The 13,868-nt window shown below is 35.8% G+C and carries 14 protein-coding genes and 1 pseudogene; 5 read left to right on the top strand and 10 right to left on the bottom strand.

Annotated elements, in window-relative coordinates; translation table 11 throughout:
- The first annotated feature begins 241 nt into the window (after nucleotides 1-241).
- The 4 genes from R4Z10_RS04190 to fdhF all read left to right on the top strand — a co-directional run bounded on the left by R4Z10_RS04190 (nucleotide 242) and on the right by fdhF (nucleotide 5,282).
- A complete protein-coding gene (locus R4Z10_RS04190; protein ID WP_338471973.1) occupies nucleotides 242-1,186 on the top strand; it encodes a MerR family transcriptional regulator in 945 nt (314 codons plus the stop codon).
- Nucleotides 1,187-1,271: 85 nt separating this feature from the next.
- Complete coding sequence (locus R4Z10_RS04185; protein WP_338471972.1) at nucleotides 1,272-1,946, top strand: SOS response-associated peptidase; 675 nt, start codon at nucleotides 1,272-1,274, stop codon at nucleotides 1,944-1,946.
- Nucleotides 1,947-2,032: 86 nt separating this feature from the next.
- Nucleotides 2,033-2,968 (top strand): VanW family protein, encoded by a 936-nt coding sequence (locus tag R4Z10_RS04180; RefSeq protein ID WP_338471971.1) that lies wholly within the window; start codon nucleotides 2,033-2,035, stop codon nucleotides 2,966-2,968.
- A gap of 190 nt (nucleotides 2,969-3,158) precedes the next feature.
- Nucleotides 3,159-5,282, top strand: coding sequence for a formate dehydrogenase subunit alpha (gene fdhF, locus R4Z10_RS04175; protein WP_338471970.1), 2,124 nt, complete (start codon nucleotides 3,159-3,161; stop codon nucleotides 5,280-5,282).
- A gap of 29 nt (nucleotides 5,283-5,311) precedes the next feature.
- On the opposite strand, the gene R4Z10_RS04170 is transcribed toward fdhF, so the two are convergent.
- A complete protein-coding gene (locus R4Z10_RS04170) occupies nucleotides 5,312-5,467 on the bottom strand; it encodes a hypothetical protein (protein ID WP_338471969.1) in 156 nt (51 codons plus the stop codon).
- A gap of 151 nt (nucleotides 5,468-5,618) precedes the next feature.
- Between R4Z10_RS04170 and R4Z10_RS04165 the strand changes: the two genes are divergently transcribed.
- Nucleotides 5,619-6,032, top strand: coding sequence for a VWA-like domain-containing protein (locus R4Z10_RS04165; RefSeq protein ID WP_338471968.1), 414 nt, complete (start codon nucleotides 5,619-5,621; stop codon nucleotides 6,030-6,032).
- A gap of 71 nt (nucleotides 6,033-6,103) precedes the next feature.
- On the opposite strand, the gene tatA is transcribed toward R4Z10_RS04165, so the two are convergent.
- The 9 genes and pseudogenes from tatA to brnQ form a co-directional block, all read right to left on the bottom strand.
- A complete protein-coding gene (tatA, locus tag R4Z10_RS04160) occupies nucleotides 6,104-6,298 on the bottom strand; it encodes a twin-arginine translocase TatA/TatE family subunit (protein ID WP_338471967.1) in 195 nt (64 codons plus the stop codon).
- A 233-nt stretch (nucleotides 6,299-6,531) separates the two neighbouring features.
- Nucleotides 6,532-7,044 (bottom strand): methylated-DNA--[protein]-cysteine S-methyltransferase, encoded by a 513-nt coding sequence (locus R4Z10_RS04155; protein WP_338471966.1) that lies wholly within the window; start codon nucleotides 7,042-7,044, stop codon nucleotides 6,532-6,534.
- A gap of 684 nt (nucleotides 7,045-7,728) precedes the next feature.
- Nucleotides 7,729-7,878, bottom strand: a complete 150-nt coding sequence (locus R4Z10_RS04150; protein ID WP_338471965.1) for a hypothetical protein — start codon at nucleotides 7,876-7,878, stop codon at nucleotides 7,729-7,731.
- 47 nt (nucleotides 7,879-7,925) lie between these two features.
- Nucleotides 7,926-8,474 (bottom strand): shikimate kinase, encoded by a 549-nt coding sequence (locus R4Z10_RS04145; RefSeq protein ID WP_338471964.1) that lies wholly within the window; start codon nucleotides 8,472-8,474, stop codon nucleotides 7,926-7,928.
- Between the two features lie 331 nt (nucleotides 8,475-8,805).
- On the bottom strand, nucleotides 8,806-9,969 hold the full coding sequence (gene tnpB, locus R4Z10_RS04140) for an IS200/IS605 family element RNA-guided endonuclease TnpB (protein WP_338471963.1): 1,164 nt from the start codon (nucleotides 9,967-9,969) through the stop codon (nucleotides 8,806-8,808).
- An 8-nt stretch (nucleotides 9,970-9,977) separates the two neighbouring features.
- A pseudogene (gene tnpA, locus R4Z10_RS04135) lies at nucleotides 9,978-10,377 on the bottom strand (IS200/IS605 family transposase).
- A gap of 211 nt (nucleotides 10,378-10,588) precedes the next feature.
- A complete protein-coding gene (locus R4Z10_RS04130; RefSeq protein WP_338471962.1) occupies nucleotides 10,589-11,134 on the bottom strand; it encodes a metallophosphoesterase in 546 nt (181 codons plus the stop codon).
- A gap of 83 nt (nucleotides 11,135-11,217) precedes the next feature.
- Nucleotides 11,218-12,132: a proline dehydrogenase family protein gene (locus R4Z10_RS04125; RefSeq protein WP_338471961.1), complete on the bottom strand. Its 915-nt coding sequence runs from the start codon at nucleotides 12,130-12,132 to the stop codon at nucleotides 11,218-11,220.
- Nucleotides 12,133-12,251: 119 nt separating this feature from the next.
- A complete protein-coding gene (gene brnQ / locus R4Z10_RS04120; RefSeq protein ID WP_338471960.1) occupies nucleotides 12,252-13,604 on the bottom strand; it encodes a branched-chain amino acid transport system II carrier protein in 1,353 nt (450 codons plus the stop codon).
- Between the last annotated feature and the right edge of the window lie 264 nt (nucleotides 13,605-13,868).

Raw genomic sequence — 13,868 nt, 5'->3', positions numbered from 1 at the left:
TATAATGCGAAAATATCACATAGATAATTGAAAAACAATGTATAAATTGTGACAAACATCACAAAGAATGTGACAATTGTTTGTCCATAAAAATAAAGGCTTATTTCATGGGGTTTAGGACTTTTTGTTGAAAGACCACTTCTTTTGATAGCTTTTGTCAAGAGGCAGGAAAACAATTATTACAATCAGAATATTATTAAAACTCAATTAAATTTATACACGAATAGAAAGGATTGTCGATATGAACAATAGACAGATTATACGAGCATATTCAATTAAAGAAGTTTCAAAAATGATTAATACCCCAACTGGAACAATTAGACAGTGGGAAAAGGATTTAGATGGACTATTAGTTGTACCAAGAACCCAACAAGGTGCCCGCTATTACACAGAAAATGAAATTAATATTTTAAATAAAATTAAAGAAATGCGCAGCCAAAATGTAAGCAAGGGAATGATTCGAACTTTATTGGAGAAGCATCTAAATGGCGAGAATAATGCGCCTGTATCAGAAACTGGTTCCGAAGTAATCGGAACCCCTGCTTTGCACTCACAGGAATTAGCCATTCAGCCTGTTGTTGGGACAAATGAATTGCAAGCTAACAATATCGAAGCCCTTTATACAGCCATAACTGATTTTAAGCAAGATTTAATAACCGAATTTAAGCAAGAACTCCAGATTAGTAAGCATAACATGCTTGATGAAATTAAAAATGAGGTATCTAACTCTACCCTTATGACTGTAAAAGAGATTTCAAAATCTATTCAGCGTTCAAACGATAAGCAAAAAGCAAATATTCATGAGATTTCCAATATGATTATGAAAGCTTCGGAACATACTTCCGAAACGTTCGAAACTCTTTCGGAAGAGATTCTGAAAGGTTCGGAAGCAGCATACGAAAGATTTTCCGAACAGATGACAGAAACAACTAAATTAGCTGATCGTAGAAATCATAAGGCAATAGAGAAAGTTGCCAATACATTAAGAGAAACAAAAGAAGATGTAGCAGGTTTAACAGAGGCATTTGAGGCAAAACAAGAATCCATCTTAGAATCGTTAAATGAACTAAAACAAACACAGGATGATATTAAGAAAAGAGAAGAACAGTTTCAATCAATGATAGAAAGCTATCGAGAAGTAGCAGTAGCCAAGCGAAATCGTAAATGGTGGAAAATTTGGTCATAAATTAATGGTTACTTCACATTCAATGCTCGAATATTTTACTTCCCCCGTGTTTTTTTGTTAAAATGCCGTTACTGGGGGTGTTCAAATGTGTGGCAGATTTACATTGACTGCTGAATTCAGTGAAATCATTGACCGATTTGTAATACAAGCTGCTATCCATGAAGAGATTTATCAAACTAGCTATAATGTTGCTCCTTCCCATTCGGTTATATCTGTTATTAATGATGGTGTAAAGAATCGTTTAGGTTATTTACGTTGGGGACTTATTCCTTCCTGGGCAAAAGATGAAAAGATTGGATATAAATTGATTAACGCAAGAGCTGAGACTTTAGCGGAAAAACCAAGTTTTCGAGATGCCTTTCGCAATCGTCGTTGTATCGTGATTGCTGATAGTTTTTATGAATGGAAACGCCATGAAGATGGTACAAAGTCCCCAATGAGAATACATCTTAAATCAAATGAACTCTTTGCTATGGCTGGCATTTGGGAACGTTGGAAAAAAGGTAGTGAAACTATTTTTACTTGTTCTATCATTACGACTGCTCCCAACCAAATGATGCAGGGAATCCATGACCGTATGCCAGCCATACTTGAAAAAGAACATGAGCAGTTATGGTTAGACCCAAGAGTTCAAGACCCTGATCTGTTAGGTGAATGTTTGCATCCATACCCTACCCAGCAAATGGAAGCATATAAAGTATCCAATATCGTCAACTCACCAAAAAATAATCATCCACAATGTATCGAGAAAATCGGATAAGATTTTCTGGATTATTGTGGCTTTTTTATAAATAAGCCTTACATAAATAATGCCGCCTTCCCCATAATAATGGAGAGGTGAATGGTATGAAACTCCCATGGTTGATAGGGCTCCTTTTGATTACACAACAAGATCTGCCAAATGAAAATTTCCCACCTTATCAAGTTGAAAAAAGTCAACCCGAAATAATGGCAGATTTAACTATTTTGTTTGAGAATGAACCTATTATGACAATTAACCGTTCAGATTTGTCGCTTCCTCTGCTTCATTTCCCGTTAATAGATCCTATTAAATTACAGCACACGACGGATATACTCGACAAAACGATTCGAAAAGAACCAATAAATGCAAGTCTTGACGAAAACGGCCAAGTTGTCTCAGAAAAACCTGGAATTCAATTAAATAAACAAGCTTTCCAGAAACAAATTTATTCTTTTTTTTACCAAAGTAATTCATCTTCAATTACAGTACCAGTGCGTCCTATTTATCCCAGAGTGGACAGTGAATTAATCGAAAATATAAGAACAAAATTAATTGGTCATTATGTCACTTATTTTAATAGCCGAAACAAGGAAAGAACTCATAATATTGTACTTGCAACCCAAGCAATCAATAACCATGTGATCTTTCCAGGAGAAACATTTTCTTTTAATCAAACGGTTGGTCAACGAACAAAGGAAAAAGGATACCTTCCTGCTCCAATTATAGTTAAAGGCGAACTTGCTGAAGGTATTGGCGGAGGGATTTGTCAAGTATCTTCTACCCTATTTAATGCAATCGATCGTTCGGGACTAGACGTTATCAATCGTTTTTCACATAGTAAACAAGTTCCCTATGTGCCTCCTGGACGTGATGCTACGGTTAGCTGGGGTGGTCCTGATTTTACTTTTAAAAATCAATATAACCAACCCGTACTTATTCGAGCGAAAGTATACTTCGGCACAATGTTCGTTTCCATATACTCTTCTGAAGATATTAACAATGTACCAAATCATGTTTCAGGGATGCATGTTTCTAATTGAAGATGAACTAATTTGATAGTAATGTTATGCGGGGCTTCTAAATGGAAGTCCTTTTTTGATTTTCTGTAAAAACTCTAATACATTGGACTCTTTTCTTGAATTAACCCATTATCCAAAAGAACATTTTTCATTAACTGTGACAACTATCACCGAGAAAAATTCTGTTCTGTTGTATAATAGCTTGGATAGAATGTTATCTAAACATTCTATACATATCAAATATACAAGCTTTACCATCACTAATAGGAGGATTGTCATGGGAGAAACAACAAGAGTGAAAACTGTATGTGGTTACTGTGGAACAGGTTGTGGACTCGTTTTGGAAGTTGAAGATAACAGAATTGTGAAAGCCCGCGGGGATAAAGAAGCACCTGTAAATAAAGGGCAAACTTGTATCAAAGGTGGATTTGGTTTTGGTTATGTTCATGCTGAAAGTAGGCTGAAAACACCTCTTATCCGTAAAGCCGGTAAGCTTGTAGAGGCAACATGGAATGAGGCTTATGATTTTATTGTTGAAAAGTTAAGTCACATTAAAACTGCCTTTGGACCAGAATCTATTACCGCGTTTGCACCTGCTCGTGCGACAAATGAAGTTAACTATATCACCCAAAAATTTATGCGTACGGTCATAGGCAGCAATAATATCGACGGCTGTAACCGTACTTGACACGCACCAAGTGTTGCCGGTCTGGCAACTATTTTTGGCAGTGGTTCCCCAACAAATTCAATTGACGATTTTGATAAGGCCGAAGTTCTTTTATTAATGGGTTCTAATACAACAGAAGCACATCCAGTTATTGGAAACCGCATTAAAAAGGCGGCCAAATCAGGGTTAAAGATGACTGTCATAGACCCTCGTAAAATTGACATGGTTAAAAGCGCACACCGTCATTTACCTATTAAAGTTGGATCAGACATCGCACTCATTAATGCAATGATTCATGTAATTATTGACGAACAATTGTATGATCAAGCTTTTATTGTTAAGCATACTAAGGAATTTGAGAGCTTAAAAGAAAAAGTGAAAATGTATACACCTGAATATGCTGCATCCATTACTGGTTTACAAGCCCAAGATATCATTGATACTGCTAGGGAATATGCAACGACTGATAAAGCAATGATTGCTTATACATTAGGAATCACTGAACATCATTGTGGTGTAAATAATGTTTTTGATATCGGAAACCTCGCTTTACTTACAGGACATATCGGACGTGAAGGCTGTGGAATTATGCCGTTACGCGGACAAAACAATGTTCAAGGCGCTGGTGATATGGGAGCATTGCCGAACCAATTACCAGGAGGCAGTATTACAGATAACGAATACCGCGCACGCTTTGAAAAAGGATGGAAGGTAAAAATCAACTCAGTTGTAGGGGATACTCAAACAAGAACATTTGAAAAAATAGAAAGTGGCAAAGCAAAAGCCCTCTACATTATTGGTGAAAACCCATTAATGGCAGATGTTCACATGAACTATACAAGAAAATTATTAGAAAAACTTGACCTTTTAATTGTCCAAGATTTATTTCTAACAGAAACAGCTGAACTAGCAGATGTCGTGCTTCCTGCAAGATCATGGGGCGAAGTAGAAGGTACATTTACCAACACGGACCGAAGAGTTCAACGAGTACGGAAAGCAGTTGAACCCCATCCAAATACAAAAGAAGATTGGCAGATTCTTTGTGATTTAGCTACAAGAATGGGCTATCCAATGAGCTATAATAACAGTCAAGAGATTTGGGATGAGATGCGCACGCTTGCATGGGAAATGTATGGTGGTATCTCCTATGAAAGACTTGATAAGGAGTATAGTTTGCAATATCCATGTCCTGATGAAACACATCCAGGAACTACGATTCTCCATACACGGTTCCTTGAAGAAGAAAACGCTCAACCATCTAGTTTTGTCCCAGTTACGTATACTGAACCTGTTGAACTCCCTGACGAAGAATATCCTTTTACATTAACAACAGGAAGACGTCTAGAATCTTATAACACGCATACACAAACAAAGCATTATGCAAGTGGTGTGAAAATAAGACAGAACGAAGAATCTGCTGACATCAGTCCAATTGATGCTGAAAAATTAGGTATTGAAACAGGCGATCTAGTAGAAGTTTCTTCACGAAGAGGCGTTGTTAAAGTAAAAGCAAAGGTTACGGATCAAGTTCCAGAAGGCCTGATTTTTATGAGTTTCCACTTTAGTGATGTACCAACAAATGTATTAACGATAAATGAATATGACCCTATTTCCGGAACCGCGGAATTTAAGGCCTGTGCCGTTAAGGTCATTCCCATAACAGCTTAAAATAACTAAGAAATAATCCCGAGACAGGATTATTTCTTTTTTTGTGTTCGAGCTCTACTAGGGGTAGCTCGTACTTCATCAACAAAACCGCTGAGACTTTCTCTTTCAAATGGACCTCTATGCTCTCCCATACTTGGAGCAGTATTATTCGTTGGCAATTGTTCTAATTCTTTTCCACTTGGCATCTTATGTCCTCCTTTTCTAACTATTATTTTACAAAGTCAATTTCTTTAATCGGGCTTTTCGTATGTAAAATAAACCATCATATTTGTTCATTATTATTATCAAAATAAGAACCTGCTCATTAATAATGTACCTTAAAAGGGGTTGTTTTGGATGAAGTGGCACAAAACATTGTTATCGATGATTCAATCGCGGAAAGATAAAAAAATTGCCCTGGCAGTTGACACTTCAACAAACGAAGTTCAAACCATTCTTATTAATAATATTGTAAAACTTTTTGAAACAGTTAAACCGGACACCTTGCTCGTTCAAGCTGACTTCAAAATTAGAAGTATTGCTCAAGTGAAATCTGATAGCATCCAATATCATACACACGGTAAATCCTCCTATACGTTAGTACTGGAATGGGCAGAGGAAGAAAAGATCGATACATTATTTTATATAACAGATGTAACGGGTTATATTTATGAAGAAATGGATAAGGTAAATTATGAATTAATTTGGTTAGTGCCGAGCGATTATGTCCCTAAAGTTCCATTTGGAAAAGCAATAAAGTTAGCCTCTTGAAAGAAGTGAACCAAGAGAAAAAAGCGAGCAGTCCTAAAAACTGTTCGCTTCCTAAAATAATTTTTTTTATCTTATAAGTCTTTTGTTGCTTCAACCTTGCTGTCTTTTTTATCATCATCGTTTACTAATTCGTTAGCTGACTTTTTAAATTCCTTCAAAGTTTGACCCACTGCACGACCCATTTCAGGTAATCTTTTTGGCCCAAAAATAATTAAAGCGAGAACTAATATTAAAATTAATCCAGGAACTCCAATGTTAGATAACATCTCATTCACTCCTTTGAATGTACCTATAATTATTTTACCACAGATAAAATAAGGTTAAAAGACAGGTTCTAATTTATGAAATCGGCCTTTTATTCAAGAGTTTCCAGCCCCATATCCCATATCTATCTTAATGAAAAAAAGACTACATTTAAATGATAAAAGTCACACATTGAGGATCCGACTTCATTTAATGCCAAGGTAAATATCCAGCAGTTTTTGTACAAGCAACACATTTATAAGCAACTTCTCTCTAACTCGAGAAGTTGTTTTTTCATTTCTATTCCCCCGCGATAACCAGTGAGCTTGCCGTTTTTCCCTATCACTCGATGGCAAGGAACCGTAATTAATATAGGATTTTTACCGATAGCAGTTCCAACAGCACGTACTGCTAATGGCTTTTTAACCTTTGTTGCAATAGCAGAATAAGTTGTTGTCTCACCATATGGAATTTCACAAAGTACTTTCCAAACGGACTGCTGAAATTCAGTTCCTTTTAAATCCATGGGGACCGAAAAATTAGTTCTTTTTCTATTAAGATAATCTGAAATTTGAACGGCATAGGGAGTGAGATATTCTTGATTCTCTATTAAAAGACTACTAGATTTTACTTTATTAACCCAATTCTGAAACTCCTCAAATGTTCCGTTATGTGCCCCAACATAGCAAAGCCCTTTCTCAGTTGCAGCGATATATAAATTCCAAGGATTTTCTTGTAAATAAGTCCAGTATATAATTGGTTGCTTCATTTTTGGATTTCTCCCTTGGTCTTAGTTCTCTATTAAAGCCATTATAACAAAGTTCTGTCACAAGTTTTATGTGATTGTATTTTCGATAGAAATGTTTTTTCATAAGATTAATTTGCCTTGACTACAAGAAGGAGGGAGTGTCCAGAAAGTACAATAAAAGAGATTTGTGAATGGTGTGGTGGGATAATGTCCAAGCGTTCAATTTCGAGATTTTTGCTTTTAAAAAATTTAAGCCCGAGATATGAGCAAGATGCTCCTCCTTTTTTAATTTAAAAAGTTCCTCCACCTTAATAGTGAGGAACTTTTATTTTATATGCTAACTTTTTTAGTCCTTAGCCTAGCTTAGCTTTTATTTCAATCACGATAAAACAATTTTTATTTTTCATAGCACTTTTTACGGATCAATCTCGATAAAAAGCAATTTTCTCTTTCCCTAGCTTTTTTGTTGTTATCCCTACTCCCTTAAAGACTCTTTGGCAATAACCTATTTAGAAGCCGCTTTTTCACTCCATATCACTCAATAACCCCAGTACTCTTAATTCTGACGTTAACAGTAACATCCAATCGTAAATTTTGATAGAGCTCTTGTTCCCAGTTTTTTCATTAGGTCTTCTTGATGTAACCTTGTTGCTTTATAACGCAGACCAAAACCGATGGGGTCCAATTCCTTTTCCCTAAATGAGACTAGTATATCATCAATTCCCTTTTTAATATGATCGCACGGTCGACTGTTAATCGTGCCCGTTTCTTATCAACTTTAATGACAGGGACAGCATTATCAATCCCACTTTCAATTCCTTTTCTTCTTAAAGGAATCCTACCATTTGCTATCACAAAAAGGCTGTCTCCATATTAGGAGACAGCCTTTTACCAACATGAAATTAGCTATGCAATTCCCAGGCTAACTTCAAAGATTCTACAATATAATCTGATACTTCCTCGGGTTGTAGATTATCCACCACAACTTTTGAATTATGAAGGGAGTAAGCAGGTTGACGACTATAATATAGTTCTTCAATTTGTTCAATACTCTTATTCTGAAGAACGGGTCGGCTGTCAATAAGTAGACCCATCCTTTCCTTCCAATTATCAAAAGATAAATCCAAATACAGCACTAAGCAATTACTCAAACAGGCTTTTCGGATATTTTCATTTAAGAATGCTCCACCACCTAATGAAATGACCTTTAGCGGCTGCTCACTTAAACCGATTATTAGAGATTGTTCTTTTTCGCGAAAGGTTTTTTCACCAAATGTTTCAAAAATTTTTGCTGTAGGCATGCCAAATTCTTTTTCAATCTCTTCGTCTGCATCAATGAAGTCCCGATAAAGTTTTTTGGCAACCCACTTACCGATTGTCGTTTTACCTACACCCATAAATCCGACAAACACGATGCTTTTTTCTCTTAAGGGCCGTTCATGCTTTTCCATATTCCGCTCTCCTCTAAGGCAATTTGTGATTTAAATTCTATTAATTGTTTCATTATATAGCAGGTCATAATTTTTGTAAAAAAGAACCATCTTCAAGTTCTTTATCCTTCCATATAATTCTATTTATTGGAGAAATATGCAGATAATTTTCATCCTTAACAGGGTTTAATAGCACACTGTCCATGTATTGTTTCTTGAACTACTCGTCACTAAAGTAACGAGATTCCTGCGAACACCGAAGTAACCCTCAGTTTTTTAGCAGGCTATCCCTGTCGCACCGACAGTTAGCAGTACAAGCGACTCATTAAGCCTCCTGCGGTGATGCAAACTTTTATACCGAAACCGAAAGCAAACGAAGAGCTTCATTCTTTAAGTTAATACTAGCGTTAATATCTCGATCATGATGGGTGTGACACTCTGGGCAATTCCATTCACGCAATCCGAGATGTTTAACGTCTTTATTCTGATAGCCACAACAAGAACATAGCTGACTAGAAGGAAAGTTTTTCGCTACGGTTACGACTTGTTTTCCATACCATTTTGCCTTGTATTCAATCATCGATTTAAATTGTGACCATGATACCTCACTGATGGCCTTTGCAAGATTATGATTTTTCAACATGTTGGATACGGACAAATCCTCCATACCGATGATGTCGTGGTTTTTGACAATATCAGTTGAGATTTTATCTAACATATTTTTTCTTGCGTTAACGATTTTTTCATGAATGCGTGCTACTTTGATTTTTGCCTTATACCAGTTTTCCCCACCTATTGTTCGTCTGCTCATAATCCGTTGTGTTTTTGCTAATTTTTCTTCCAATGTACGAAAAAACTGTGGATTGGCGTAAGTTGTTCCGTTGGAAAGAATAGCGAAGTCTTTAAGTCCTACATCAATTCCAATGGCAGAATCCGTTTTTGGCAGTTCTATGACCTCAACCTCTGCTCCTATGGAAATGAAGTACTTGCCTGAAGGGTTACGTCTAATTGTAGCATTGAGAATACGCCCTTCCACTTCACGACTTTTAGCAAAACGAACCAATCCAAGCTTTGGCAACTTAATATAGTTGTCAATGACAGCGATGTTACCGTTCGTATACTTTGTTGTATATGATTGCACTGGATTCCTTTTAGACTTAAAGCGTGGCTGTTTGTTCTGCTTTTTGTAATAACGATTATAAGAATCAGCTAGGTTCTCAACAGACTTCTGCAAAGCAATACTATCCACTTCTTTCAAGAAAGGATATTGTTTCTTTAACTCTTTTACAGACTTAACTGTTTTATATTTGTTTAAATATTCACCTTTCCAATTATTTACTGGGAGCTGTCCATTCTGTACCATTTCTTCACAGATATACCAGTAAGCATCTTTATCTTTCTGCTTTCCAAGAAAGAAATTGAACACGAATCTAGAACAGCCAATGGTTTTGTTAATCAATTCAATCTGTATTTTGTTTGGATAGATACGAAATTTATAGGCTTTATTTACGATCATTTTAAAATTCACCTCACTTTCTGATTTTGAATGTATTGCCGAATTTGTGATTTTGTATGTTCACTAACCGTTGCGACAAAATAAGATGGATTCCAAAGTTGACCGCCCCATAATTTCCTTTTTAAAATGGGAAATTCCTTAAATAGTAATCTCGCAGATACACCTTTTAATGCTTTCATAATAGATGGAATGGAATGTTGCGGGGTACAATCAAGTAGAGATGAATATGGTCACTATCACTTTCAATTTCTAAGATTGCAAAGCCATTATCCGTCGCAATTTGATGAAGAATTTCCCTTAATCATATATCTTTATCATCCATTAATACTTTATGGCGATATTTTACACACCATACAACATGGTATTGAATGGAGTACACATACCCTCTACACGTTTAACTTCTGCCATATGACCACCTCAATTCTACGATAACATATGTCAGAAAATTCAAATGAAATATCGGTTCCTTTATGCAACTTTAAATTGAACATATGTCAGATAGGTGACATGGCATAAGCCAAGCCCTATCCGAATCCGATTCATCTCATGACTGAAGTCACGAGTGTTCTCGCCTAATTCATAAAAATCCATATATTTTCAGTCAAAGGGATTACATAACTTAATGAATGAGGATCTTGTAAATGGCTTGATCGAAACCGAACGGTCCGTATAGGTCTCGAAAATAATTCTCTCCTATAAAATCAACAGGATAGGAAGTCTTCTTCGCAAATCCACTTGCATAGTAATTATTAATATCATGATTTCCCGGTATAACCATAATAGAAATCCCATTTTGTTTAACTTCCTTCAGCTTTTTCACTAATTCTTGATGGCTTTTCTTCTCACCATTAAGAGTTAAATCACCACTTAATATTAGTGCATCTGGCTTCTCCTTAATTACTTCTGCAATAAAAGCATCTATTATTTCACTAATATAATGAACCTGTTTTCCATCGCCATTTTGATACACCTTCTTAAATAGATCGCCTTGTTCAACAAGGCTTGGAGATAAATAGTGTAAGTCAGTCGCGATCATTAAGCGGACTTCCTTGTTCTCTGATATTACATCATAGATGGTTGGAGTAGACTCTGTATTATTGTCCTTAATAATGTAAACGGTTACAAATACAAACATGATTATTAGCAGATATTTTACAGCTCTCATTTTAAGTCCCTTTCTTATTGCAATTATTAATGATGTATTATCGTGTAAGCTCCAAACCTTGTATAATCAAATGTCTTTTTCCTTTATCTTGAAAAAAACCCTCTTAAAGCAAAACTGATATTTTGTGGTCTTTCCGCTAATCTCCGCATATAATAAGCAAACCAATCTTTACCATATGGGACATAAACTCTCATTGAATAGCCTGCTTTTATGAGTTCATGTTGTAACTCTTTTCTAAAACCATATAGCATTTGAAACTCAAACCGATCTTTTGGTATCGATTGTTCATTGACAAACTCAATTACCTTTTCGATCATGCGATGATCGTGAGTGGCAATAGCTGTAAAGCTGCCACTTAATAGATGGAGCTTTATTAATTGAAGAAAGTTATCGTCAATCTTCTGTTTATCTTGAATAGCAACTTCCTTTGACTCTTTATATGCACCTTTAACTAACCTAAGTGGAATCCCTTCTAATTCTCTCACATCTTGTTCTGACCGAAAAAGATAGGCTTGAATGACCGTTCCCACGTTTGTATAAGTTTTTCGTAACTCTTTTAAAATATCTAGCGTCCCCTCACAATGATTATAATCTTCCATGTCAATCGTCACAAATATTTGATGGTTCTTTGCCGTATTTAGAATTCGATCCATATTTTGAATACATAAATCCCTATCAACATCGTATCCAAGCCCCGTTAACTTAACCGACAATTGGCTGTTTAACCCTTCCTTTGCAATTGTTTCTAATGCTTTTATGTTTTGATTTGTTGCCTCAATGGCTTCAGCCCTACTCGTCACAAACTCACCTAGATGATCAAGGGTAGTAACAAACCCCTGGTCATTTAGTTCCTTTACATATTTAACCATGCTGTCAATACAATCCCCTGCGACTACTTGGGATGCTCCAAGCCTTAAGCCCCATCGTTTGGCTGCTCTGTTGAGTAAACCGTTTTTAGAAATAGAAAGGAAGAAATTTTTTGATAGTTTTTCAATCATCTTTCGTTCCCCCTTGTTTCTTTTATTATATGTATATGTTGAAAAGGGACAAATTGGAAGCAAAAGACTAGAATTCCCAAAAAAAAGATGATCTCAACCTTAGAGATCACCTTTCTATGTTAGTTTGCTTTTTTTAATTCCTTTGGATCAGAATTACGTGTTAAAGAGATTACATATCCAAGAACTGCACCTACAAGCGCCGGAAGCAACCAACCCATCCCAGCATCAAATAATGGTAAGATTGCACCTAACGAATCGTATAGACCACCCAAAGGAAGTCCCGCTGCTTTAATCCCATCAATAACACTGACAATCCCAGTCAACAGTAAACTATATCGATAAACTTCTACACGGCCTTTGAAAAGTGGTTCAGCAAAGGTTAAGAAGATTAATACGATCGCAATTGGATAAATAGCGACTAGAACAGGAACTGAAATCGTGATTAATTGACTTAAACCAATATTTGCGATTGCCGCACTAAATAAAGTAAAGATAATCGCTAACTGTTTGTACGTTAAGCGTGGGAAGATCGTTTGGAAATAACTCGCACATGATGTAATTAAGCCAATGGCTGTTGTTAAGCAAGCAAAAATAATAGCTAATCCTAAAATGATATTTCCATAAATTCCAAAATGTGCAGCTGACGCTTCTGTTAAGATCGTAGGACCATTATTAGCTTCCCCTGCAGCAAAGTTTGCAGTATTCCCTAGATATCCTAGACCTAAGTAAATAAATCCTAAACAACCTGCTGCGATTAAACCTGACTTAAGTGTAAGACTTGCAATTTTTTTCGTATCTGTTACACCTTTTGCTTTAATAGCATTAATAACGATAATTCCAAAAACTAGGGATGCAAGTGTATCCATTGTTAAGTAGCCTTCTTGGAAGCCTTTAAAGAATGAATTATCAATATAATCTCCAATTGGTGCCATAGATTTGTCAATTGGATTTACGAATGTAGCCACTAATAGAACCAAAAGAGCAATTAATAATACGGGAGTCATTAATTTACCAACACGATCAACAATTTTACTAGGATTAAGGGATAACCACCCTACAATACCGAAAAATACGATTGTATAAATTAATAATCCAATATCAAAACCACCTGTTGTTGCTGGTAAAAATGGTTTTATCCCAATTTCGTACGATACTGTCCCTGTACGTGGAATCGCAAAGAACGGCCCGATTGAAAGATATAAGATTACAGTAAAGATTAATGAGAAAGTAGGATTAATTCGATTTGCCATTGATTGTAAGTGATCATGACCTGATAACCCGATTGCAAGTACACCTAGCAATGGTAAACCTACACCTGTTAATAAAAATCCTATAATTGCTGGCCAAAAGTTAGTTCCGGCTGCTTGTCCTAGTGCTGGTGGGAAAATTAAGTTTCCTGCGCCAAAGAATAGGGCAAAGAGCATAAGCCCAATGGCTACCATATCACCTGTTGACATTTTTTTTGAACTCATTTTGTTCGCCCCCTTAAGTAGTTAGGCTCTATCGTAATATTCTAACAATTTGGTATTATTGAACCATTTGTGAATAAAGCCATAAAAGATATTGCTTATTATTACACAAAAACCAAAAAAGTAAATAGCTATTTTAAAATAAAAATAAAAAATTCCAACTTTCATGTACAAAAGTGAATTTTGTCTATTTTTAAAACGTTTTCATTACATTTATATAATATTTTAAATTATTCAAATATAACTTTAGGTGCGAGCCAACATCCA

Source organism: Niallia sp. XMNu-256, assembly GCF_036670015.1.
GTDB lineage: Bacteria > Bacillota > Bacilli > Bacillales > Cytobacillaceae > Bacillus_BD.
This window is presented reverse-complemented; position numbering and strand designations above follow the sequence as displayed.

Bases quoted from the DNA above. Each gene is read 5' to 3' on its own strand.
- R4Z10_RS04190 (WP_338471973.1), top strand. From the start codon at position 242: ATGAACAATAGACAGATTATACGAGCATATTCAATTAAAGAAGTTTCA.
- R4Z10_RS04185 (WP_338471972.1), top strand. From the start codon at position 1,272: ATGTGTGGCAGATTTACATTGACTGCTGAATTCAGTGAAATCATTGAC.
- R4Z10_RS04180 (WP_338471971.1), top strand. From the start codon at position 2,033: ATGAAACTCCCATGGTTGATAGGGCTCCTTTTGATTACACAACAAGAT.
- R4Z10_RS04170 (WP_338471969.1), bottom strand. From the start codon at position 5,467: ATGCCAAGTGGAAAAGAATTAGAACAATTGCCAACGAATAATACTGCT.
- R4Z10_RS04165 (WP_338471968.1), top strand. From the start codon at position 5,619: ATGAAGTGGCACAAAACATTGTTATCGATGATTCAATCGCGGAAAGAT.
- tatA (WP_338471967.1), bottom strand. From the start codon at position 6,298: ATGTTATCTAACATTGGAGTTCCTGGATTAATTTTAATATTAGTTCTC.
- R4Z10_RS04155 (WP_338471966.1), bottom strand. From the start codon at position 7,044: ATGAAGCAACCAATTATATACTGGACTTATTTACAAGAAAATCCTTGG.
- R4Z10_RS04145 (WP_338471964.1), bottom strand. From the start codon at position 8,474: ATGGAAAAGCATGAACGGCCCTTAAGAGAAAAAAGCATCGTGTTTGTC.
- tnpB (WP_338471963.1), bottom strand. From the start codon at position 9,969: ATGATCGTAAATAAAGCCTATAAATTTCGTATCTATCCAAACAAAATA.
- R4Z10_RS04130 (WP_338471962.1), bottom strand. From the start codon at position 11,134: ATGAGAGCTGTAAAATATCTGCTAATAATCATGTTTGTATTTGTAACC.
- R4Z10_RS04125 (WP_338471961.1), bottom strand. From the start codon at position 12,132: ATGATTGAAAAACTATCAAAAAATTTCTTCCTTTCTATTTCTAAAAAC.
- brnQ (WP_338471960.1), bottom strand. From the start codon at position 13,604: ATGAGTTCAAAAAAAATGTCAACAGGTGATATGGTAGCCATTGGGCTT.